This window comes from Pseudomonas sp. LY-1 (genome assembly GCF_053502595.1).
In genome coordinates this window covers 5,800,011-5,822,014 of sequence record NZ_CP094353.1, presented here as the reverse complement: position 1 = coordinate 5,822,014, position 22,004 = coordinate 5,800,011, and the positions used below count along the sequence as shown (strand labels likewise).

The following is a 22,004-nucleotide window of genomic DNA, read 5'->3' as shown; positions in this document are numbered from 1 at the left end:
TCCCTTGTTCTCGACTGCACGCGTTGTGTTTATCACCTTATTCGTGGCCCTGCTGGCCCTGAGCGGCTGCCAGACACCACCTCCCAAAGGCCTGAGCCCGGCGCAAGTCGCCGTCCTCAAGCAACAAGGTTTCGAACTGACCGACGACGGCTGGGCGTTCGGCCTGTCGGGCAAAGTGCTGTTCGGCAGCGACGTCGAAAGCCTCAACGCCCCCAGCACGGTCATTGTCGAGCGCATCGGCAAGGCGTTGCTGGGCGTGGGCATCGACCGCGTGCGGGTAGACGGCCACACCGACGCCTCGGGCAAAGAGAGCTATAACCAGCAACTGTCCCTGCGCCGCGCCAAAAGCGTGGCCACGGTGCTGACCCGCGTGGGGATGAAGGAGGAAAACATCCAACTGCGCGGCCTGGGCAGCAGCCAGCCGGTGGCCGCCAACGACACCGCCGCAGGGCGCACCGAGAATCGGCGGGTGTCGATTGTGGTAAGTACCGACTAAGCGACTTCGCCCGTTCCAATGTATGAAATGCAATCCAAATGTGGGAGGGGGCTTGCCCCCGATGGCGGTGTGTCATCCAGTAGATGTGTTGGCTGTCACACTGCTATCGGGGGCAAGCCCCCTCCCACATTTGTACCGTGTTCGCTTAACCGCTCGGCGTCAGCGCCTGCGTCAAGTCATCCACCACCGCCTTGCCCATCTCACACAGATAATGCGCCGCCCAGGCGTATTGCTCGCCGCGCACATCCATGGCGGCTTCCATCGCGAGTTTCTTGGCGTAGTAAAGCAGGGTAGAGGCGTGTTCCAGCGCCTCGCCGAGCGGCATGCCCGCGTTGACGCGGAACAGTGGTTTTTCGTTTTCGCCGTAGTCGCCGAAGGTGACGACGCCGAGGGTGGTGAAGGCAGAAAGCGGTGGGTCGGGGACGATTTTGGTCATGATCTATACCTGGGAGTTTTAGGAACCACCCATTCATGTCGCTAAACATGAAAGGGTGGCAGCTGTACGCAGGTTAGCGAACCGGACCCAGGACCCGGCAGACCCGAAGATCTCCCACGCACAGCCGCCATAACACGAGAACGAAGAGCACAAAGCTCCTGCCATTGGGGGCTGTGTCCGGGTTCGGGTCGCTAAACCCGTTCGCTGATTTCAGCGAAGTACGGAGGCTAGTGACTCGAACCCTAAGGCGCAATAGGCTGGAGATTCTCTAGGAATCGTCCTGCAATTTAAAGCGAATCGTCGTTGCTGGCCCTTTAATCCGCAAACCGCATCTCCCGCGTCTCCCCCATCAACAACCCCCGATTCTGCTCCGTCACTTCCCTGATGTAGTCCCACAACAACGTAATCCGTTTCAACTTCCTCAAATCCTCCCGGCAATACATCCAAAACTGCCGGGTAACCGCAATCTGCTCCCCGAGCACCGGCAATAACCGTGGATCCTGCGCCGCCAAAAAGCACGGCAGAATCGCCATCGACCGTCCTTGCTGCGCTGCCACGTACTGCGCGATCACGCTGGTGCTGCGTAGGCTGGCGCTGGCGCCGGGGACTACGTTGGCCAGGTACAACAGCTCCGAGCTGAAGGCCAGGTCGTCGACGTAGCTGATGAACGGATGCTCGGCCAGATCCGTCGGGCGGTGGATGGGTGGGTGTTGGTCGAGGTAGTCCTGGGTCGCGTACAGCTGCAACTTGTAGTCGCACAGTTTGCAGCACACATACGGCCCGTGTTCCGGGCGTTCCAGGGCGATGACGATGTCGGCTTCGCGCTTGGACAGGCTGATGAAGTGGGGCAGGGGCAGGATGTCGACCGAGATCGCCGGGTAGGTGTCGACGAAGTGGCTCAACTGCGGGGTGACGAAGAAGCTGCCGAAGCCTTCGGTGCAGCCCATGCGGACATGCCCGGACAGCGCCACGCCGGAGCCGGAGACTTGTTCGCAGGCCATGTGCAAGGTGCTTTCGATGGATTCGGCGTAGCCGAGCAAGCGCTGGCCTTCGTTGGTGAGGACGAAACCGCTGGTCCGGGATTTTTCGAACAGCAGGGTGCCGAGTGATACTTCCAGTGAACTGATGCGCCGCGACACGGTGGTGTAGTCCACCGCCAGCCGCTTGGCAGCGACGCTGGCCTTGCGGGTGCGGGCCACTTCGAGGAAAAACTTCAGGTCGTCCCAGTTCAGGGAACCCAGTGATGTGATGTTTTTTTGCATATTGGACCGGCTTTTATGTGCGTTCTTATTAGAAGTTTGCACATCTATACTCCAAAAACAGTCCGAACGCCTCATCCTCAAGGCGATTCAACGCCTTGGTTCTCTGCCTATAAATACAAATTGGAGACCACATGAACGCATCTGCCGATATTTCCGTGCAACAGGTCAAGTTGTTGATCAACGGTGAATGGGTCGAGTCCAAGACCACCCACTGGCAAGACATCGTCAACCCGGCGACCCAGCAAGTGCTGGCCAAAGTCCCGTTTGCCACCGCTGAAGAAGTCAACGCTGCCATCGACGCCGCCCATCGGGCCTTCCAGACCTGGAAGCTGACTCCGATCGGCGCACGCATGCGTATCATGCTCAAGCTGCAAGCCTTGATCCGCGAGCACTCCAAGCGCATCGCCGTGGTCCTCAGTGCCGAGCAGGGCAAGACCATTGCCGATGCCGAGGGCGATATTTTCCGTGGCCTGGAAGTGGTGGAGCACGCCTGCTCCATCGGCACCCTGCAAATGGGCGAGTTCGCTGAAAACGTCGCCGGCGGTGTCGATACCTACACCCTGCGCCAACCCATCGGCGTGTGCGCCGGGATTACTCCGTTCAACTTCCCGGCGATGATTCCGCTGTGGATGTTCCCGATGGCGATTGCCTGCGGTAACACCTTCGTCCTCAAGCCTTCCGAGCAAGACCCGCTGTCCACGATGCTGCTGGTGGAGCTGGCGCTGGAAGCCGGTGTGCCGGCCGGCGTGCTCAACGTAGTACACGGCGGCAAGGACGTGGTGGATGCGCTCTGCACGCATAAAGACATCAAGGCAGTGTCGTTCGTCGGTTCGACCGCCGTGGGCACCCATGTGTACGACCTGGCCGGCAAACACGGCAAGCGCGTGCAATCGATGATGGGCGCCAAGAACCATGCGGTGGTGCTGCCGGATGCCAACCGCGAACACACCCTCAACGCCCTGGTCGGTGCCGGTTTCGGCGCGGCGGGCCAGCGATGCATGGCCACTTCGGTGGTGGTGCTGGTGGGCGCTTCCAAGCAATGGCTGCCCGATCTGAAGGCGCTGGCGCAGAAGCTCAAGGTCAATGCCGGCAGCGAAGCGGGCACGGATGTCGGCCCGGTGATTTCCAAGCGTGCCAAGGCGCGCATTCTGGAACTGATCGAAAGCGGCGTGAAAGAAGGCGCCAAGCTGGAGCTGGACGGGCGTGATGTCCAAGTGCCGGGCTTCGAGCAAGGCAACTTCGTCGGCCCGACGCTGTTCTCGGGCGTGACCACCGACATGCAGATCTACACCCAGGAAATCTTCGGCCCGGTGCTGGTGGTACTGGAAGTCGACACCCTCGATGAGGCCATCGCGCTGGTCAACGCCAACCCGTTCGGCAACGGTACCGGCCTGTTCACCCAGAGCGGGGCGGCGGCGCGTAAGTTCCAGAGCGAAATCGACGTCGGCCAGGTCGGCATCAATATCCCGATCCCGGTGCCGGTGCCGTTCTTCAGCTTCACCGGTTCGCGCGGTTCCAAGCTCGGCGACCTCGGCCCGTATGGCAAGCAAGTGGTGCAGTTCTACACTCAGACCAAAACCGTCACCAGCCGCTGGTTCGATGACGACACGGTCAACGATGGCGTCAACACCACCATCAACCTGCGCTGATTCCGGGAGACGAGCATGAAGATTGCATTTATCGGCTTGGGCAACATGGGCGCGCCCATGGCCCGCAACCTGATCAAGGCCGGCCACGCGCTGAACCTGTTCGACCTGAACCAGGCGGTACTCAAGGAACTGGCCGAACTGGGCGGCAGCATCAGCGGTTCACCGCGCGATGCGGCCACCGGTGCCGAGCTGGTGATTACCATGCTGCCGGCCGCTGCCCATGTGCGCAGTGTCTGGCTGGGTGAAGACGGCGTTTTGGCCGGCATCGGCCAAGGCGTGCCGGCGGTGGATTGCAGCACCATCGACCCGCAGACCATCCGCGATGTCGCGGCGGCGGCAGCCAAGCAAGGGGTGGCCGTCGCCGATGCACCGGTCTCCGGCGGCACTGGCGGCGCGCAAGCCGGGACGCTGACCTTCATGGTCGGCGCCAGCGCGGACTTGTTCGCCACCCTGCAACCGGTGCTGGCGCAGATGGGCCGCAACATTGTGCGTTGCGGCGACGTCGGCACCGGCCAGATCGCCAAGATCTGCAACAACCTGCTGCTGGGCATCAGCATGGTCGGCGTCAGCGAAGCGATGGCCCTGGGCGATGCGCTGGGCATCGACACCCAGGTGCTGGCTGGCATCATCAACAGCTCCACCGGGCGCTGCTGGAGTTCCGACACGTACAACCCGTGGCCGGGCGTGATCGAAACCGCGCCGTCATCGCGGGGTTATACCGGTGGTTTCGGTGCCGACCTGATGCTCAAGGACCTGGGGCTGGCCACCGAAGCTGCGCGCCAGGCGCACCAGCCGGTGATCCTCGGCGCTGTGGCCCAGCAGTTGTATCAATCGATGAGCCAGCGCGGGGAAGGGGGCAAGGACTTCTCGGCGATCATCAACAGCTACCGCAAGCCCAAATAGATACCGCCTGTGGCGAGGGCGCTTGCTCCCTCGCCACTATTTATTGCGGTTCAGGCAAACACAAAATACTTACGCACCGTCTCGACCACTTCCCACGTCCCCTTCATCCCCGGCTCCACCACAAAGATATCCCCCGCGCGCAAATGGATCGGCTCCAGGCCTTCTGGGGTGATCACGCAGTAGCCTTCCTGGAAATGGCAGTATTCCCACTTCACGTATTCCACGTACCACTTGCCCGGTGTGCAGATCCAGGTGCCCATGATCTTGCTGCCGTCTTCGCTGGTGTAGGCGTTGAGGTTGACGGTGTGCGGGTCGCCTTCGAGCTTTTCCCATTTGCAGGCATCCAGGACCGGCAAGGGGTGGGTGTCGCGCAGTACGGTGATGGGCTTGGACATGATGACTCCGAGGCAAGTGAACGAGAGTCGAACCCTATAGCGTCGCAGGCAGGGGCAATGGTCTGAACTCGACATCGGGATGCCCAGAAGCGCAGGGGCTGCGATTGTCCGGGAACCGCGAAGTTCATGTGGGAGGGGGCTTGCCCCCGATGGCTGCGGATCAGCTAGCACATGTGTCAACTGACACACTGCTATCGGGGGCAAGCCCCCTCCCACATTAACCCTCGGTGGCAGCGTCACTGTGGCTAGGCGACACTTTTGAGCGTAGATAAGCCGTTTCCTCGCATTAAGTGCGAAAGATTTCCCGCTTGTCGCAGGAATTCGCAAGAAAATTCACGGCTGGCCCTCGTATCATTCACTTCAGTCACGACCGAGAGCCTTGATATGAACCCAATAAAAACGTGGTGGGACATCAGCCCGCCCTTGAGTACGGCGACCCCGACCTGGCCGGGGGATACGCCGTTCCAGGAAGAGCGCGTGTGGCAGTTCGGCCCGGAGTGCCCGGTGAATGTCGGGCGCGTTACCTTGTCGCCGCACACCGGCGCCCATGTCGATGCGCCGCTGCATTACAGCGCGGACGGCGCGCCGATCGGCGAGGTGTCGCTGGACGTGTACATGGGCCCGTGCCGCGTGTTGCATTGCCTGGACAGCGGCGCGCTGGTGCAGCCGCAGCAGTTGCAAGGGCGTGTGGATAACTTGCCGGAACGTGTGTTGCTGCGCACTTATCCACAGGCGCCGCTGACCGAATGGGATGCGAACTTCACCGCCATCGCTCCGCAGACCATCGAGCTGCTCGCCAGCCTGGGCGTGCGCCTGGTCGGTATCGACACGCCGTCCCTGGACCCGCAACAGTCCAAGACCATGGATTCTCACAACGCCGTGGCCCGCCATGGCATGGCGATACTCGAAGGCATCGTGCTCGATGACGTGCCGGAGGGCGACTATGAACTGATCGCGCTGCCGCTGCGGTTTGCCCACCTCGACGCCAGCCCTGTCCGCGCAATCCTGCGCCCGCTTGTGGAGCCCGCACGATGAGCCAATGTCCCTTCTCTCCAGACTATAAGCATGCCGATCAGCAACCGCCGGAAGAATGGCATAACGCCGAGTTGAATTTTTCCGAGTCCATGAGCTACGGCGACTACCTGGACCTGGGCAAAGTCCTCAGCGCCCAGCACCCGCTGTCGCCGGACCACAACGAGATGCTCTTTATCATCCAGCACCAGACCTCCGAGCTGTGGATGAAACTGATGCTCCACGAGCTCAAGGCCGCCCGCGAACACCTGCGCCTGGGCGAGTTGCCGCCGGCGTTCAAGATGCTGGCGCGGGTCTCGCGGATCTTCGATCAACTGGTACACGCCTGGGCGGTGCTGGCGACCATGACCCCGTCGGAGTACAAGGCGATTCGCCCGTTCCTCGGCCAATCGTCCGGGTTCCAATCGTTCCAGTACCGTGAGATTGAATTCATCCTCGGCAACAAAAGCCCGGCGCTGTTGCGGCCTCACGCCCATCGCCCGCAATTGTTGCAAGAACTGCAAGTGGCGATCGCCACGCCGTCGCTGTACGACGAGGCGATCAACCTGATGGTCAAGGCCGGCCTGACGATCGACCCGCAACGCGCCGAACGCGACCCGACGGCGGCGACGGTTCACGATGCCTCCGTGGAAGCGGCGTGGCGCGAGGTCTACCGCGACCCGAGCCGTTATTGGGACCTGTACCAGTTGGCCGAAAAGTTTATCGACCTGGAAGACTCCTTCCGCCAATGGCGCTTTCGCCATGTGACCACGGTGGAACGGATCATCGGCTTCCAGCCCGGCACCGGCGGCACCGAGGGCGTGGGTTACCTGCGCAAGATGCTCGACACGGTGCTGTTCCCCGAGCTGTGGCGAGTACGTTCCACGCTCTAAACAAAAAGCCCCGGATCACCGGGGCTTTTCATTTGGAATGCAATCAAAAATGTGGGAGGGGGCTTGCCCCCGATAGCGGTGTGACAGCCAACACATCCACTGACTGACACACCGCCATCGGGAGCAAGCTCCCTCCCACCTAGGTTATTGCGTCACTGCCACTTTCGCGTTTTTGATCCGCAAGCGGTAGGCAATGTAGATCACCCCCACCCAAACCGGCATCGCATACACCGAATCGCGAACGCCCGGAATCGCCAGCATCACGCTGATGATCATCAGCATGAACGCCAGGCACAGGTAGTTGCTGAACGGGAACCAGAAGGTCTTGAACGACGGCACCACGCCTTGCTCGGCCATGGCCTTGCGGAACTTGATGTGGGTCAGGCTGATCAGCGCCCAGTTGATCATCAGCGAGGCGACCACCAGCGCGAACAGCAACTCCAGCGCGCTGTGCGGCGCGACGTAGTTGACCACCACGCACAGCAGCGTCACCAGCGCCGAAATCGCCAGGGCCCGCAGCGGCACGCCTTGTTTGTTGAGTTTCATCAGCGCTTTCGGCGCGTCGCCTTGCTCGGCCAGGCCGAACAGCATGCGGCTGTTGCAGTACACGCCGCTGTTGTACACCGACAGCGCCGCGGTCAGCACCACGAAGTTGAGGATGTGCGCGGCGGTGTCGTTACCGATCAGCGAGAAGATCTGCACAAACGGGCTGCCGCTGTAGGCATCGCCCGACGCGCCGAGGGTTTGCAGCAGTTGATCCCACGGGTACAGCGAGAGCAGCACGGTCAGCGCGCCGACGTAGAAAATCAGGATGCGATACACCACCTGGTTGATCGCTTTCGGGATCACTTTACGCGGCTCGCTGGCCTCGGCGGCGGTGATGCCCACCAGCTCCAGGCCACCGAACGAGAACATGATGAACGCCATGGACATCAACAACCCCATGCCGCCATTGGGGAAGAAACCGCCGTGGCTCCACAGGTTGCTGATCGACGCTTGCGGGCCGCCGGTGCCGCTGAACAACAGGTAGCAGCCGAGCACGATCATGCCGACAATCGCCACCACCTTGATGATCGCGAACCAGAACTCGGTCTCACCGAAGAACTTCACGTTCAGGGTGTTGATCAGGTTCACCGCGACAAAGAACACCAGCGCGCTGACCCAGGTCGGAATCTCCGGCCACCAGAACTGGATGTACTTGCCCACGGCCGTCAGTTCGGCCATGCCCACCAGCACGTAGAGTACCCAGTAGTTCCAGCCCGCCAGGAAGCCCGCGTAACCGCCCCAGTATTTGTGGGCAAAGTGGCTGAACGAACCGGCTACCGGCTCTTCGACGATCATCTCGCCGAGCTGGCGCATGATCAGGAACGCGATAAAACCGGCAATCGCGTAGCCGAGGATCATCGACGGCCCCGCCGACTTGAGCACGCCGGCCGAGCCGAGGAACAGCCCCGTACCGATCGCGCCGCCCAAGGCAATCAGCTGAATATGCCGGTTCTTCAGGCCACGCTTGAGGCCTACCGGGTTAACCATGTCATCCGCCATTAACATTCCCTTCTACTTGTTTTTCTTGGGGTTGATTGCACGCCGCGCCCAACCCCTCAGAAGTGCTGAGGGGTCAGATATTACTCTGCGTGAACTTTTCGTAATACAACTGAACGCCATCAAGTGCCTGATCCACCAGCCATTGTTGGATGGATTCGACCATCGGAGGGGGCCCGCACACGTACATATCGGCCGAACTGTCCCGCCATTCGGCCAGGTCGAAATGCTCGGTGAGGTAGCCACGCTTGCCGGGCCATGCGGGCGGCGGGTCGCTCAGTACTTCGGTGTAGCGAAAATCCGCGAGGGTGGACGCGTAACCCTCGATGCGCGCCGCTTCGCACAGGTCCTCGGCGCCGCGCACGCCGTAGTACAGGTGGACCGGCCGTTCGCAGGCGTTGGCCGCCAGTTCATCGAGCATGCCCAGCAACGCCGACAACCCGGTGCCGCCGGCGACCAGCACCAGCGGTCGGCTGACATGGCGCAGGTAGAACGCACCCAGCGGCGCCTCCATCAGCAGCGGATCGCCGACCTGGCAACGTTCGCGCAGGTAGTTGCTCATCACCCCGTCGGGCAGCAGGCGGATCAGAAACCGCAGCTGATTGCCCGGCCGGTTGGCAAAGGAATATGCGCGCCAGCTGTCGGTGCCCGGAACCGCCAGGCGGGCGTATTGGCCCGGCAGAAAGTCCAGCGCTTGCTCCAGCTGCACTTGCAGGATCGCGGTGCCGGTCGAGACCTGCCGCACCTCGCTCACCGTGCCGCGCACCTGCACCGGCCCCGGCGCGTTGCACAGGCTGGAATCGAAGTCGAAGTAGAACGTCGCATCCGACTTCACCCGGGTCTGGCAACTGAGCATCTTGCGCTGTTGCAGGTCGCGGCTGGAGAGGGCGTCCTCGTCCACATAGTCCTGGCTGTATTCACCGCTCTCGCAGCGGCCCTGGCAGGTGCCGCACACGCCTTCGCGGCAATCCAGCGGAATCTTGATGCCATTGCGCAGGGCCGCATCCAGCAGGATCTCATGCGCGCCCACCGGAAAAAACAGCGTCTTGCCGTCGGCAAAACTGAAGGCCACTTTGTGATTCATCCCCAGTACTCCGTGGGTTCATGTGTGAACCCTTGTAGGAGCGAGCTTGCTCGCGAAAAACTCAAGGACGCCGCGTACATTCAGGATGCCCGCGTCATCGTTGACGTCCTTCGCGAGCAAGCTCGTTCCTACAAGGGGGCGTTCGCCAGCGTTACAGGTGATAGAAATCCAGCACCGAGTTGATGGTGTCGTTGAGCAACAACGCGTGCTTGCGGGTGATCAGCCAACTGTCGCCATGGGGCTTGAGGCGATAGGTCGCGTGGCCGTAGAACTGCTCCGACGTGGCCAGGCGATAGAACAGCGTGTGCCAGTTCAAGCGCACCTCCAGCGTGCCGTCCGCCTGCTCGGCGATACGCACGTTGTGGATCAGGTGCAAGGTGCGCGGCATGGGCGTGGCCGACGCCGCCTTGCCAGTGCGCAGGCGGAACACGCGGTCTTCCAGGCCCGAGCGGTTGGCGTAATAGATCAGCGACATTTCGCGCTTGGGGTCGCGGGTGTAGACGTGTTCGGAGTCCCATTGCGGCAGGTGGAATTCGCTCTGCGGGTCGAACAGCTGCACGTAGGCGTCCCAGTCCTGGGCGTCGCACAGCTCGGATTTGCGATAGAAAAATTGCTCGATCCGGTACTGCAATGGCGCATTCATCATTCCACCTCCCGCAGCTTCAGCGCGCGTTGGTCGAGGCCGTTGAGCAGGAACTGCTGCCAGTTGCGGTGCTGGTTGACGTACAAGCCTTCGTGGGTGAATTCGGTGCCGGTCATGGCGGGCTGGATGCCGAGGGCTTCGCTGTTCGGCGTCGGCCCGGTGGCCCAGCGGTGGCTGCCGCGTGAGATATCGCTCCAGCGCTCCAGGCGGCCCTGGAAACCGCGCTGGGCCTCGCGAAACTCCACCAGATCGTCCGGCGTGCCCATGCCCGAGACGTTGAAGAAGTCCTCGAACTGGCGGATGCGGTTTTCCCGGTCGGCGTCGGACTCGTGCTTCACCCCCAGGCACTGGCTGATGATCTCGGTCTTGTTCCACGCCAACGGGCGGATGATGCGCAACTGCGAGCTGATCTGGTCGAGGAAGAACAGGCTCGGATAGATGTTCAGGTTGCGCAGGCGATGCATCATCCACTCGGCTTTTGGCTGGCCGTGTTCTGCCACCAGGCGCGGCATGATGGTGGCGTAGCCGGAGCGTACCGTGGGGTTGGGCATGTCGCTGAACAACAGGCTGTGGCCATTGTTGAAGGCGAACCAGCCGTCGTCGGTATTCGCGTCGCCGGCGCCGAGTTTGCTGTAGTCCAGCGTCGTGCCGGCCGCGGTGCCGTTCGCGGTATTGACCTGCTGGCGGTGCTGCACCGTGGCCACGTAGTTGTAGTGGACGGTGCTGACGTGATAACCGTCCAGGCCGTTTTCGTTCTGCAGCTTCCAGTTGCCGTCGTAGGTGTAGGCGGACTTGCCCGGCAGCACCTCCAGCTCACCGGTGGCGGACTGGGCGACCATCATGTCGAAAAACACTTTGGCGTCGCCGAGGAAGTCTTCCAGGCTGTCGGTGCCGTTCACGTCCAGGCTGATGAACACAAAGCCTTTGTAGCTGTCGATGCGCGCCTTTTTCAGGCCGCGCGTGGCCTTGTCGAAACCTTCCGGGTATTCCCCCGGCGCCTTGACCTTCACCAGCCGGCCATCGCTCTTGTAGCACCAGGCGTGGAACGGGCAGGTGAAGGTCGACTGGTTGCCCTTGCCGACGCGGGTGAGGGTGGTGCCGCGATGTTGGCAGGCGTTGACCAGCGCGTTGAGCTGGCCGTCGCCGTCGCGGGTGATGATCATCGGCTGGCGCCCGGCGCGCATCGTCACGAAATCGTGGTTGTTCGCCAGTTCGCTTTCGTGGCAGGCGTAGATCCAGTTCTTCTCGAAGATCAGTTCCATCTCCAGGTCGAACAGTTGCGGCTCGGTGAACATGTCGCGGGCGATGCGGAACACTTCATCGGCGGGGCGGAAATCCAGGCAGCTGTCGATGAAGCTTTTCCATTGCTCGACGCTTCTTGCACCACTCATGGGACGCACCTTTTGATAATGGCTGAACGGGTCAGCCATTAAGCGACTGCGCCGAGACGGCGGGCTATCCGCTTAATGGGCGAAGGCGGGCCGGATAGTTGGGCATGAAATACCCACGCCGGTGCAGGGCGGTGACGCAATGCGCTACTGTCATGCAGGGTGGTGCGCGCAGAAGTCGGTGGTTTATCCACATAGTCGAGCGTTGTTATCCACCCAGCAGCGAGACTGCCGCCGTGGCGCAGAACTTGCTGTCGATCTGTCACGACGCGCCGCCAGAGCGCGCAACCGCCTAACCGCCGTGGGTGCAGCCTGATGAGTAGCCATACACGCGATATCCGTATCGAACGCTTCGACCTGGAGGGCGCCCGCAGCTGGATGTCCGGCATCTGCGGGCCGCACCGCCTGGCGACGGCCACGCCCGAGCGCCTGCGTTTCCATCACAGCGCCAACGTGTTCAAGTCCCGCGCCACCACCTTGGGCGTGATCGAATACGGCACCGACGTGACCATCGACATAGAGGACGCCGAACACTTCAGCAGCTACAGCCTGAGCCTGCCTCTGGTAGGCGAGCAGGAGTTGAGCAAGAACGGCGAGCGCCTGAGTTCCAACCGCGATCAAGGCGTGATCATCTCGCCCAACGAGCACCAGGTGCTGGCGATTTCCGGCGATTGCCGCAAGTTGCAGGTGGTGATTACGCGGGCGGCGATGAGCGAGTCGCTGGAAGGCTTGCTGCAACGGCCGATCGAGGCGCCGCTGCGTTTCGAACCGGTGATGGATGCGGTGGACGGCGCCCCGGCCTCGTGGTGGCGCATGGCGCGTTACTTCATCGCAGAGCTTGCGCGCAGCAGCGAGTTGTACGAGCAGGCGGCGTTTACCCGCGACCTGGAAAGCTCGTTGATCAAGGGCCTGATCCTTGCCCAGCCGAATAATTACTCAGAGGAACTGCGCGACGTACTTGGCGTGAAGCTGCCGCACTACTTGATCCGCGCCCGCCAGCACATTCACGACAACGCCCGCGAAGCGGTGCATCTGGAAGACCTGGAAGCCGCCGCCGGGGTCTCGCGGTTCAAGCTGTTCGATGCGTTTCGCAAATACTTCGCGCTGTCGCCGATGGCTTACCTGAAAAAGTATCGGCTGGGGGCGGTGCGCCAGGAGATCCTCGAACACGGCTCCACCCGCACCATCTCCGAGATTGCGCTGGGCTGGGGCTTCACCCACCTGGGGCGGTTCTCGGCGGAGTACAGAAAGCTGTTCGACGAGTCACCGAGCCAAACCCTGCAGCGTAAGCGCCTGCGCACTGTCTAAAAAACACCGCAGATCAAATGTAGGAGGGGGCTTGCCCCCGATAGCGGTGTGACAGCCCACACATATACTGACTGACACACCGCCATCGGGGGCAAGCCCCCTCCCACATTAGATTTGCAGTGCCTGGGAGATTTCAGATCAGTTCTTCAACCAACTGCAAACAATGATTCAGCCCCGGCGACTGATCATTCACCCGCCGGCTGAGAATAATCGGCGAGGTCGCGGTGGCTTCCACCACCGGCGTGTAGCCGATGTCCGCGCGATGCAGCACCTGCACCGACGCTGGCACCAGCGTCACGCCCATGCCCGCGCCGACCAGGCCGATGGCGGTCTGCAACTCGTTGGTCCACTGCGCCACCTTGAGGCTCAAACCGTGGGCGTCGAACAGCGCGATCACATGGTCGGCATAACTGGGCCGCGGGTTGCCGGGGTACAGCACAAACGGCTCGGCGGCCAATTGGGCGAGGGTGGCGGGCGCGCCCAGCAAGGCGTGGCCGGCGGGCAACACCGCAACCAGGCGGTCCTCGACCAGCACCCGCTGGACGATGGCCGGGTCATCGATGCGAATCCGCCCGAAGCCCACGTCGATCCGCCCGGCCTTGAGCGCTTCGACCTGCTGCAAGGTGGTCATTTCCGACAGCCCCAGTTCCAGTTCCAGCGCGTCGTGGTTGCGCAGCCGCCGAATCAGCTCGGGCAGCACGCCATACAAGGTCGACGGCGCAAAGCCGATGCCCAGCCAGGTCTTCTCGCCCTGGCCGATACGCCGGGTGGTGTCGCAGACCTTGCCCAACTGCTCCAGCAGCACAGTGGCGTGTTCATAGAAAAAACGCCCGGCCTCGGTCAGCCGCAGCGGTCGGCCGCGCTCGAGCAGTATTACGCCCAATTCATCCTCCAATTGCTGGATCTGCCGACTCAACGGCGGCTGGGCGATGTGCAGGCGTTCGGCGGCGCGGGTGAAGTTGAGGGTCTCGCCCAGCACCTGGAAATAGCGCAGATGTCGCAGTTCCATGACAGCTCCTTTGATACCTTGAAGGTATTGTGCGAGACCAATTCTATATTGGAAGCCAGGAAAAATGCGGCACAGAATCGGCTCAAATCTATAAAGAACCCAACGGGTATAGCCATGCCGATTTGTGCCATCGAGTCGATCGAAACCATCATCGTCGACCTCCCCACTATCCGCCCGCACAAGCTGGCGATGCACACGATGCAGAACCAGACCCTGGTGATCGTCCGCCTGCGTTGCGCCGACGGCGTCGAAGGCCTCGGCGAAGCCACCACCATCGGCGGCCTGAGCTACGGCAACGAAAGCCCCGACAGCATCAAGATCAACATCGACCGCCACTTCGCCCCGCTGCTGATCGGCCAGGACGCGAACAACATCAATGCCGCCATGTTGCGCCTGGCGCGCAGCATTCGCGGCAACACCTTCGCCAAGTCCGCCGTCGAAAGCGCCTTGCTCGATGCGCTGGGCAAACGCCTGCACCTGCCGGTCAGCGAACTGCTCGGCGGCCGTGTGCGCGATGCGTTGCCGGTGGCCTGGACCCTGGCCAGCGGCAACACCGAGCAGGACATTGCCGAAGCCGAGAAGATGCTCGACCTGCGCCGTCACCGCGTCTTCAAATTGAAGATCGGCGCCGGTGAGGTCAGTGCCGACCTGGCCCATGTGATCGCGATCAAAAAAGCCCTGGGCGAGCGCGCCAGTGTGCGCGTCGATGTCAACCAGGCCTGGGATGAAGCCGTCGCCCTGCGCGCCTGCAAGGTGCTCGGCGACAACGCTATCGACCTGATCGAACAGCCGATCTCGCGCAACAACCGCGCTGGCATGGCCCGGCTTCAGCTGTCGAGCCCGGCGCCGATCATGGCCGACGAATCCATCGAATGTGTCGAGGACGCCTTCAACCTGGCCCGCGAAGGCGCGGCTTCGGTGTTCGCCCTCAAGATCGCCAAGAACGGCGGCCCGCGCGCGGTGTTGCGCACGGCCGCGATTGCCGAAGCGGCCGGGATCGGCCTGTACGGCGGCACCATGCTCGAAGGCGGCCTCGGCACCCTGGCCTCGGCCCATGCGTTTCTCACCCTGGACACACTGGCGTGGGGCACCGAGCTGTTCGGCCCGCTGCTGCTCACCGAAGACATCCTCACCGAGCCGCTGGTGTACCGCGATTTCCAGCTGCATGTCAGCACCGCACCGGGCCTGGGCCTGGCCATCGATGAAGAGCGCCTGGCGTTCTTCCGTCGTGACAACCACTAAGAGGCGCCTGCCATGTTGTTCCACGTAAAAATGAGCGTACACCTGCCCGTCGACATGAACCCCGAACGTGCCGCCAGCCTCAAGGCCGACGAAAAAGCCCTGGCGCAGCGCCTGCAGCAAGAGGGCAAATGGCGCCATCTGTGGCGCATCGCCGGGCTCTACGCCAACTACAGCGTGTTCGATGTCGACAGCGTGCAGGAACTGCACGACCTGCTGATGCAACTGCCGCTTTATCCCTACATGGCCATCGAAGTGAATGCGCTGTGCCGGCACCCGTCGTCGATCCACGCGGACGACCGCTGAGCCTGTTTTATCCCCAATAATTACAAGATGAGGATTGCACCATGTCCATCCGACTGTCCCAGACTGCCCATGCCCAACAGTTTCTCGAAGAAGCCAGCGGCCACCGCAGCGAAAGCGGCAACCCGCGCACCAAGACGCTGATCTACCGGATCCTGCGGGACACGGTGAACATCATCGAAGACCTGGAAGTCACCCCCGAAGAGTTCTGGGCGGCGGTCAACTACCTCAACGAATTGGGTCAACACCAGGAAGCCGGTTTGCTCGCCGCCGGGCTTGGCCTGGAGCATTACCTGGACCTGTTGATGGACGCCGCCGACGAAGAAACCGGCAAAACCGGCGGCACCCCGCGCACCATCGAAGGCCCGCTGTATGTGGCGGGGGCGCCGCTGTCGAAATACGAAGCGCGCCTGGACGACGGCCAGGACCCGGGCGTGCCGCTGTTCATGCGCGGCCAGGTACGGGACACGCAGGGCAAGCCGTTGGCCGGGGCGATTGTCGATGTGTGGCAGGCCAATACCGGCGGCACTTACTCCTGGTTCGACACCGCGCAGTCGGAATTCAACCTGCGCCGCCGCATCGAGACCGATGCCCAGGGCAACTTCCGTTTTCGCAGCATCGTGCCGTCGGGTTATGGCTGCCCGCCGACCGGGCCGACCCAGCAGTTGCTCAATCAGTTGGGACGCCACGGGCAGCGGCCGGCGCATATTCACTTCTTCATCTCGGCGCCGGGGCATCGGCACCTGACCACGCAGATCAACCTGTCGGACGACCCGTACCTGCACGATGATTTTGCCTACGCGACACGGGATGAATTAATTGCCGAAATTCGCTTCAGCGACGATCAGCAGCTGGCGCGGGAACTGGGTGTGGAAGGGCGCTTTGCGCAGATCGATTTTGACTTCGAGGTGCAGCTTGCCGATGCGCCGCTGGAGCAAAAGCGCATGCAGCGCGTGCGTGCATTGGAAGATTGATCAACGCGGTCAAAAAAATGTGGGAGGGAGCTTGCTCCCGATAGCGGCGGATCAGTAAACATTTAACTGACTGACACACGGCTATCGGGGGCAAGCCACCCTCCCACATTGTTTGGTGGTGTGGCTGACTATTTGCGCAGCACCAGGTCCAACACTTCATCGCGATCCTTGATCTTCTGCAACACGATCTCCGAACGGATATCCATCACTCCCGCCGTGCGGTTCAGGTGGTTCACGATAAAGTCCGAAAAGTGCTTGAGGTTGCGCGCCTGCACCCGCAGCACGTAGTTGCTGGCGCCGGTGATCACGTAGGCGCTGGCCACTTCCGGCCAGCCTTGCACCTTCTGGATAAACGTCTCGTGCCAGTCCTCCACGTCCTGGCGCACCGACAGGTGGACGATGGCCTCGAGTTCGATCCCCAACCGCTCGGCATTCAACACCGTCCGATAGCCGCTGATGATGCCTTCGCTTTCCAACAGGCGCAGACGGCGCAGGCAGGCGGAGGGCGACAGCGCGACTTTTTCTGCGAGTTCCTGGTTGCTGATACGGCCGTCCTGTTGCAGGAAATGCAGGAGGCGCAGGTCGGTGGCGTCGAGAATCATGCTTAGAATAAATCCGCGTGTTTTCGGTTGAACTTCGAATTTCCTACAGCTTAATTAGCCTGTTGCCCACAACTTTGCACGAAAATTCTCTAAAACTTCGCTCATTATTTACGGCATCTTCACTTATAAAAACCAGGACAGCCCATGATCACTCGAAGCCATTGCCAAGCCCTTGACGACCAGGACCGGTTGGCGCCGCTGCGTCACCAGTTCGCCTTGCCGCAGGGGGTGATCTACCTCGACGGCAACTCCCTCGGCGCACGTCCGGTGGCCGCGCTTGCGCGGGCGCAGCAGGTGATCGCCGAGGAGTGGGGCAATGGCTTGATTCGCAGCTGGAACAGCGCGGGTTGGGCGGACTTGTCCCAGCGCCTGGGCAATCGCCTGGCGCCGTTGATCGGCGCGGGGGAGGGCGAAGTGGTGATCACCGATACCACTTCCATCAACCTGTTCAAGGTGCTCAGCGCCGCCTTGAGCGTGCAGCGCCAACGCGCGCCGCAGCGCAAGGTGATCGTCAGCGAAGCGAGCAACTTCCCCACCGACCTGTACATCGCCGAAGGCCTCGCCGAGTTGCTGCAACAGGGCTATTCGCTGCGCCTGGTCAACAGCCCGGACGAACTGCCCCAGGCCATCGACCCGGACGTGGCGGTGGTGATGCTCACCCACGTCAACTACAAGACCGGCTACATGTACGACATGCACGCGCTCACCGCGTTGAGCCACGAGTGCGGCGCGCTGAGCCTCTGGGATCTGGCGCATTCGGCAGGTGCGGTGCCCATCGACCTGCACCAGGCCGGCGCCGATTATGCGATCGGTTGCACCTACAAATACCTCAATGGCGGCCCTGGTTCCCAGGCGTTCGTGTGGGTCAACCCGGCGCTGGTGGACGTGGTGCGCCAGCCGTTGTCGGGCTGGTTCGGGCATACCCGGCAGTTCGCCATGGAGACGCGTTATGCACCGAGTGCCGGCATCGCCCGTTACCTGTGCGGCACCCAGCCGATCACCTCGCTGGCCATGGTGGAATGCGGCCTGGAGATTTTCGAACAGACCGACATGGCCAGCCTGCGCGGTAAATCCCTGGCCTTGACCGACCTGTTTATCGCACTGGTTGAAGCCCGCTGCGCCGCCCACGGCCTGGTGTTGATCACCCCGCGTGAGCACGCCAGACGCGGCAGCCATGTGAGCTTCGAACACCCTGAAGGTTATGCGGTGATCCAGGCACTGATTGCCCGTGGAGTGATTGGCGACTACCGCGAGCCGCGCATCATGCGTTTTGGTTTTACGCCGCTGTACACCTGCTTTACCGAAGTGTGGGACGCCGTGGAAATCCTCGGTGAGATCCTCGACAACCGCACCTGGGACCAGGCGCAATTCAAGGTCCGTAACAGCGTCACTTGAATAAACACAGACAACAATGGGGGGAGGGAGCTTGCTCCCGATAGCGCTGTATCAGCGTGCGAATCCGGCGACCGACACACCGCCATCGGGGGCAAGCCCCCTCCCACAGGGGGGCTGCGGTGTTCATCCATTGAGTGTCTGACGCAGGCTCAATGTGGGAGGGGGCTAGCCCCCGATGGCGGCGGATCAGTCACCTAGGTATCAACTGAAAGACTGCTATATGGGGGCTGCGGTGTTCATCCATTGAGTGTCTGACGCAGGCTCAATGTGGGAGGGGGCTTGCCCCCGATGGCGGCGGATCAGTCACCTAGGTATCAACTGAAAGACTGCTATATGGGGGCTGCGGTGTACATCCATTGAGTGTCTGACGCAGGCTCAATGTGGGAGGGGGCTTGCCCCCGATGGCGGCGGGTCAGTCACCTAGGTATCGACTGAAAGACTGCTATATGGGGTCTGCGGTGTTCATCCATTGAGTGTCTGACGCAGGCTCAATGTGGGAGGGGGCTTGCCCCCGATGGCGGCGGGTCAGTCACCTAGGTATCGACTGAAAGACTGCTATATGGGGTCTGCGGTGTTCATCCATTGAGTGTCTGACGCAGGCTCAATGTGGGAGGGGGCTTGCCCCCGATGGCGGCGGATCAGTCACCTAGGTATCGACTGAAAGACTGCTATATGGGGTCTGCGGTGTTCATCCATTGAGTGTCTGACGCAGGCTCAATGTGGGAGGGGGCTTGCCCCCGATGGCGGCGGGTCAGTCACCTAGGTATCGACTGAAAGACTGCTATATGGGGTCTGCGGTGTTCATCCATTGAGTGTCTGACGCAGGCTCAATGTGGGAGGGGGCTTGCCCCCGATGGCGGCGGATCAGTCACCTAGGTATCGACTGAAAGACTGCTATATGGGGTCTGCGGTGTTCATCCATTGAGTGCCTGACGCAGGCTCAATGTGGGAGGGGGCTTGCCCCCGATGGCGGCGGATCAGTCACCTAGGTATCGGCTGAAAGACTGCTATATGGGGGCTGCGGTGTTCATCCATTGAGTGCCTGACGCAGGCTCAATGTGGGAGGGGGCTTGCCCCCGATGGCGGCGGGTCAGTCACCTAGGTATCAACTGAACGACTGCTATCACCAGCAAGCCCCCTCCCACAGGGATCTGCGGCAACAGACAAATCGTGCAATCACAACAATAAGGGGCACACCACGTGACCACGCCAAACGACGGCTTTGCAGAAATCACCCACCGCGAACTGGGCCTGAGGCGCCAGCTCACTTCCGGCCAGATGAGCATGATCGCCATCGGTGGCGCCATCGGCACCGGGCTGTTCATGGGCAGCGCCTATGCCATCGGTTATGCCGGGCCCAGCGTGCTGCTGAGTTACGCCATTGGAGCGTTGATCACCTTGCTGCTGATGGGCTGCCTGGCGGAGATGACGGTGGCCCATTCCACCTCCGGCTCCTTCGGGGCCTACGCCGAGTTCTACATCAGCCCGCTGGCCGGGTTCCTGGTGCGCTACGCCTATTGGGCGGCGATTGTGCTGGCGGTGGGCGCCGAGGTCACGGCGGTGGCGATGTACATGAAGTACTGGTTCGCCAACGTGCCGGAGTGGGTGTGGATCGTGTCGTTCTCCAGCGTGCTGATCCTGCTCAATGCCATCAGCGTGAAAACCTTCGGCAACTTCGAATACTGGTTTTCGACGATCAAGATCAGCGCCATCGTCGGTTTCATCCTCCTCGCGGTGTACGTGGTGTTCGGCTCCGGCAACCCGCAGTACGGGGTGCAGAACTACACGGCCCACGACGGCTTTTTCCCGCATGGCTTGAGCGGTATGTGGATCGCAGTGATCGTCTCGATCTTCAGCTACTTGAGCGTAGAGATGATCGCCGTCGCCGCCGGTGAAGCGGCCGACCCGGAGCAGGCGGTGAAGAAAGCCTTTCGCGCGACCATCGCGCGCCTGGTGGTGTTTTACCTGCTGACCCTGGCGCTGATGCTGGCCATCGTGCCGTGGAACCAGGCCGGGCAGACGCAGAGCCCGTTCGTCACTGTGATGCAGACCCTCGGCATTCCCGGCGCCACCGGGGTGATGAATTTCGTGATCCTGATCGCGGCGCTGTCAGCGATGAACAGCCAGCTCTACATCACCACACGCATGATGTTCAGCCTGTCCCGCGCCGGCTTTGCGCCCAAGTCCATGGGTGCGTTGAGCAAGAGCGGCATCCCGCTGAACGCTTTGTTGCTGTCCAGCTCGGGCATCGGCCTGGCGACTTTGCTTAACGTGGTCTACCCGGAAAGCTCGTTCACGCTGATGATGGCGATCTCGATGTTCGGCGCGATCTTCACCTGGTTCATGATCTTCCTGACGCACTTGTTCTTCCGCCGTTATCGCAAGTGTCATGGCGGGGCGAAGTTGTCGTTCCAGCTGCGCCTGTTTCCCTACAGCACGCTGCTGGGCCTGGTGCTGATGGGCGCGGTGATGATCACCACGTATTTCACCGATGCGTTCAAGATGACCTTGGTGTTCGGCGTGCCGTTCCTGCTGATTCTGTCGGCGGTGTATTACGGATTTTTCCGCAAGGGCAGGGCCAAGGCGTCGAGCAAGGCCCTGGCATAACCCGGCAGGTGTTCGAACGAGCGCGCGCATAACAGCAGCGTTCGACAGGCCCAAGCTTCTCGCAACGGCTGGGCCTTGACGCGCTGCGCCAACGGCCAGCGCGCCAGCGCCGCCTGGGGCACGATCCCCAGGCCCGCACCGCGTGCGACCATGCGCAGCACGCCGTCAAAACCCTCGGCGCGGATCCGCGTGTGCAAGCGAAACCCCGCGTGCAACGCCTGTTCTTCCAGGTACACCGCCAGCGCGCTGTGGGCGGCCAGGCCCACATAGTCGTAATGCAGGCTGTCGATAAAACTCACCGTACTTGCCGCCAACGGATGCTCCAGCGGCATGACCAGCACCAGCGGATCGTCGCGAAACGCCAGGGTCTGCAAGCCGTGGGTGTCCACCGCGTCGGAGATGATCCCGAGGTCTGCGGTGCCCTGGCGCAAGGCCTGGGTGATGCGCAGGCTGGGCAGTTCCTGCAGGTCGATGTCCAGGTTGGGGTGGTCGCGCAGGAAATCCGCGAGCAGTTCCGGCAGGTATTCGCTGAGGGCGGTGGTGTTGCACAGCAGGCGCACCTGGCCTTTGACGCCGTTGGCGTATTCCGCCAGGTCCTGTTGCAGGTGCTCGGCCTGTTGCAGCAACAGCCGGGCATGACGCGCCAAGGCCTGGCCCGCAGCCGTCGGCGTGACGCCACGACGGCCGCGTTCAAGGCATTCAACCCCGAGCGCAGCTTCCATCGCGCGGATGCGCGCGCTGGCGGCGGCCAGGGACAAGTGGCTGCGGCTGGCGCCGGCGGTGATGTTGCCGGCATCGAGGACGTGCAGGTAGAGGCGCAGGTCGATCAGGTCAAAGTGCATGGCTGGAAGATTTCCTTTCGCTG

General features: G+C 62.0%; 21 protein-coding genes. 11 read left to right on the top strand and 10 right to left on the bottom strand.

What is annotated here, in order from left to right:
• The first annotated feature begins 4 nt into the window (after positions 1-4).
• Positions 5-496, top strand: a complete 492-nt coding sequence (locus tag MOQ67_RS26745; RefSeq protein WP_079444696.1) for an OmpA family protein — start codon at positions 5-7, stop codon at positions 494-496.
• A 145-nt stretch (positions 497-641) separates the two neighbouring features.
• Here MOQ67_RS26745 and MOQ67_RS26740 read toward each other — a convergent pair whose 3' ends face one another.
• Together MOQ67_RS26740 and MOQ67_RS26735 are read right to left on the bottom strand one after the other, a co-directional pair.
• Positions 642-932, bottom strand: coding sequence for a DUF3077 domain-containing protein (locus MOQ67_RS26740; RefSeq protein ID WP_046382066.1), 291 nt, complete (start codon positions 930-932; stop codon positions 642-644).
• A gap of 314 nt (positions 933-1,246) precedes the next feature.
• Positions 1,247-2,194, bottom strand: a complete 948-nt coding sequence (locus tag MOQ67_RS26735; RefSeq protein WP_046382067.1) for a LysR family transcriptional regulator — start codon at positions 2,192-2,194, stop codon at positions 1,247-1,249.
• Between the two features lie 131 nt (positions 2,195-2,325).
• Between MOQ67_RS26735 and MOQ67_RS26730 the strand changes: the two genes are divergently transcribed.
• Together MOQ67_RS26730 and mmsB are read left to right on the top strand one after the other, a co-directional pair.
• Positions 2,326-3,843: a CoA-acylating methylmalonate-semialdehyde dehydrogenase gene (locus MOQ67_RS26730; RefSeq protein WP_017849481.1), complete on the top strand. Its 1,518-nt coding sequence runs from the start codon at positions 2,326-2,328 to the stop codon at positions 3,841-3,843.
• Positions 3,844-3,858: 15 nt separating this feature from the next.
• Complete coding sequence (gene mmsB / locus MOQ67_RS26725; RefSeq protein WP_017849480.1) at positions 3,859-4,746, top strand: 3-hydroxyisobutyrate dehydrogenase; 888 nt, start codon at positions 3,859-3,861, stop codon at positions 4,744-4,746.
• A 50-nt stretch (positions 4,747-4,796) separates the two neighbouring features.
• Here the strand turns inward: mmsB and MOQ67_RS26720 are convergent, their stop codons facing one another.
• Entirely contained in the window at positions 4,797-5,141 is a 345-nt protein-coding gene (locus MOQ67_RS26720; protein WP_010566207.1) for a cupin domain-containing protein, read from the bottom strand.
• A gap of 384 nt (positions 5,142-5,525) precedes the next feature.
• Between MOQ67_RS26720 and kynB the strand changes: the two genes are divergently transcribed.
• Both kynB and kynA read left to right on the top strand, forming a co-directional pair.
• Complete coding sequence (kynB, locus tag MOQ67_RS26715; protein ID WP_104904462.1) at positions 5,526-6,176, top strand: arylformamidase; 651 nt, start codon at positions 5,526-5,528, stop codon at positions 6,174-6,176.
• The gene (gene kynA / locus MOQ67_RS26710; RefSeq protein ID WP_169884502.1) at positions 6,173-7,045 is read left to right on the top strand and encodes a tryptophan 2,3-dioxygenase; all 873 of its coding nucleotides are present in this window, start codon (positions 6,173-6,175) and stop codon (positions 7,043-7,045) included. Before kynB ends, kynA begins: the two co-directional genes overlap by 4 nt.
• Before the next feature lie 144 nt (positions 7,046-7,189).
• Here the strand turns inward: kynA and MOQ67_RS26705 are convergent, their stop codons facing one another.
• The 4 genes from MOQ67_RS26705 to antA form a co-directional block, all read right to left on the bottom strand.
• The gene (locus tag MOQ67_RS26705) at positions 7,190-8,590 is read right to left on the bottom strand and encodes an amino acid permease (RefSeq protein WP_046488225.1); all 1,401 of its coding nucleotides are present in this window, start codon (positions 8,588-8,590) and stop codon (positions 7,190-7,192) included.
• A 73-nt stretch (positions 8,591-8,663) separates the two neighbouring features.
• Positions 8,664-9,671: an anthranilate 1,2-dioxygenase electron transfer component AntC gene (gene antC / locus MOQ67_RS26700; RefSeq protein WP_017849475.1), complete on the bottom strand. Its 1,008-nt coding sequence runs from the start codon at positions 9,669-9,671 to the stop codon at positions 8,664-8,666.
• 151 nt (positions 9,672-9,822) lie between these two features.
• Positions 9,823-10,314, bottom strand: a complete 492-nt coding sequence (gene antB / locus MOQ67_RS26695; RefSeq protein ID WP_017849473.1) for an anthranilate 1,2-dioxygenase small subunit — start codon at positions 10,312-10,314, stop codon at positions 9,823-9,825.
• A complete protein-coding gene (gene antA, locus MOQ67_RS26690; RefSeq protein ID WP_046382073.1) occupies positions 10,314-11,705 on the bottom strand; it encodes an anthranilate 1,2-dioxygenase large subunit in 1,392 nt (463 codons plus the stop codon). The genes antB and antA overlap by 1 nt, the downstream gene beginning before the upstream one ends.
• Before the next feature lie 312 nt (positions 11,706-12,017).
• Here antA and MOQ67_RS26685 point away from each other — a divergent pair, with 312 nt between their 5' ends.
• Complete coding sequence (locus MOQ67_RS26685) at positions 12,018-13,010, top strand: AraC family transcriptional regulator (RefSeq protein WP_046382074.1); 993 nt, start codon at positions 12,018-12,020, stop codon at positions 13,008-13,010.
• A gap of 133 nt (positions 13,011-13,143) precedes the next feature.
• Here MOQ67_RS26685 and MOQ67_RS26680 read toward each other — a convergent pair whose 3' ends face one another.
• Positions 13,144-14,019, bottom strand: coding sequence for a LysR family transcriptional regulator (locus MOQ67_RS26680; RefSeq protein ID WP_017849470.1), 876 nt, complete (start codon positions 14,017-14,019; stop codon positions 13,144-13,146).
• Positions 14,020-14,133: 114 nt separating this feature from the next.
• Here MOQ67_RS26680 and MOQ67_RS26675 point away from each other — a divergent pair, with 114 nt between their 5' ends.
• From MOQ67_RS26675 to catA, 3 genes are read left to right on the top strand one after another with little or no spacing between them, the layout of a single operon-like run.
• On the top strand, positions 14,134-15,261 hold the full coding sequence (locus MOQ67_RS26675) for a muconate cycloisomerase family protein (protein ID WP_193040562.1): 1,128 nt from the start codon (positions 14,134-14,136) through the stop codon (positions 15,259-15,261).
• A 12-nt stretch (positions 15,262-15,273) separates the two neighbouring features.
• Positions 15,274-15,564 (top strand): muconolactone Delta-isomerase, encoded by a 291-nt coding sequence (gene catC / locus MOQ67_RS26670; protein ID WP_017849468.1) that lies wholly within the window; start codon positions 15,274-15,276, stop codon positions 15,562-15,564.
• Positions 15,565-15,605: 41 nt separating this feature from the next.
• Complete coding sequence (catA, locus tag MOQ67_RS26665; RefSeq protein ID WP_177033279.1) at positions 15,606-16,535, top strand: catechol 1,2-dioxygenase; 930 nt, start codon at positions 15,606-15,608, stop codon at positions 16,533-16,535.
• Positions 16,536-16,663: 128 nt separating this feature from the next.
• Here catA and MOQ67_RS26660 read toward each other — a convergent pair whose 3' ends face one another.
• Positions 16,664-17,137, bottom strand: a complete 474-nt coding sequence (locus tag MOQ67_RS26660; RefSeq protein ID WP_198717369.1) for an Lrp/AsnC family transcriptional regulator — start codon at positions 17,135-17,137, stop codon at positions 16,664-16,666.
• Between the two features lie 144 nt (positions 17,138-17,281).
• Here MOQ67_RS26660 and kynU point away from each other — a divergent pair, with 144 nt between their 5' ends.
• A complete protein-coding gene (gene kynU / locus MOQ67_RS26655; RefSeq protein WP_126586670.1) occupies positions 17,282-18,532 on the top strand; it encodes a kynureninase in 1,251 nt (416 codons plus the stop codon).
• A gap of 1,200 nt (positions 18,533-19,732) precedes the next feature.
• Positions 19,733-21,139: an amino acid permease gene (locus tag MOQ67_RS26650; RefSeq protein ID WP_198717249.1), complete on the top strand. Its 1,407-nt coding sequence runs from the start codon at positions 19,733-19,735 to the stop codon at positions 21,137-21,139.
• Here the strand turns inward: MOQ67_RS26650 and MOQ67_RS26645 are convergent.
• Positions 21,085-21,981 (bottom strand): LysR substrate-binding domain-containing protein, encoded by an 897-nt coding sequence (locus MOQ67_RS26645; RefSeq protein ID WP_126586666.1) that lies wholly within the window; start codon positions 21,979-21,981, stop codon positions 21,085-21,087. The two genes, MOQ67_RS26650 and MOQ67_RS26645, sit on opposite strands and share 55 nt — an antisense overlap.
• Positions 21,982-22,004 lie beyond the last annotated feature (23 nt).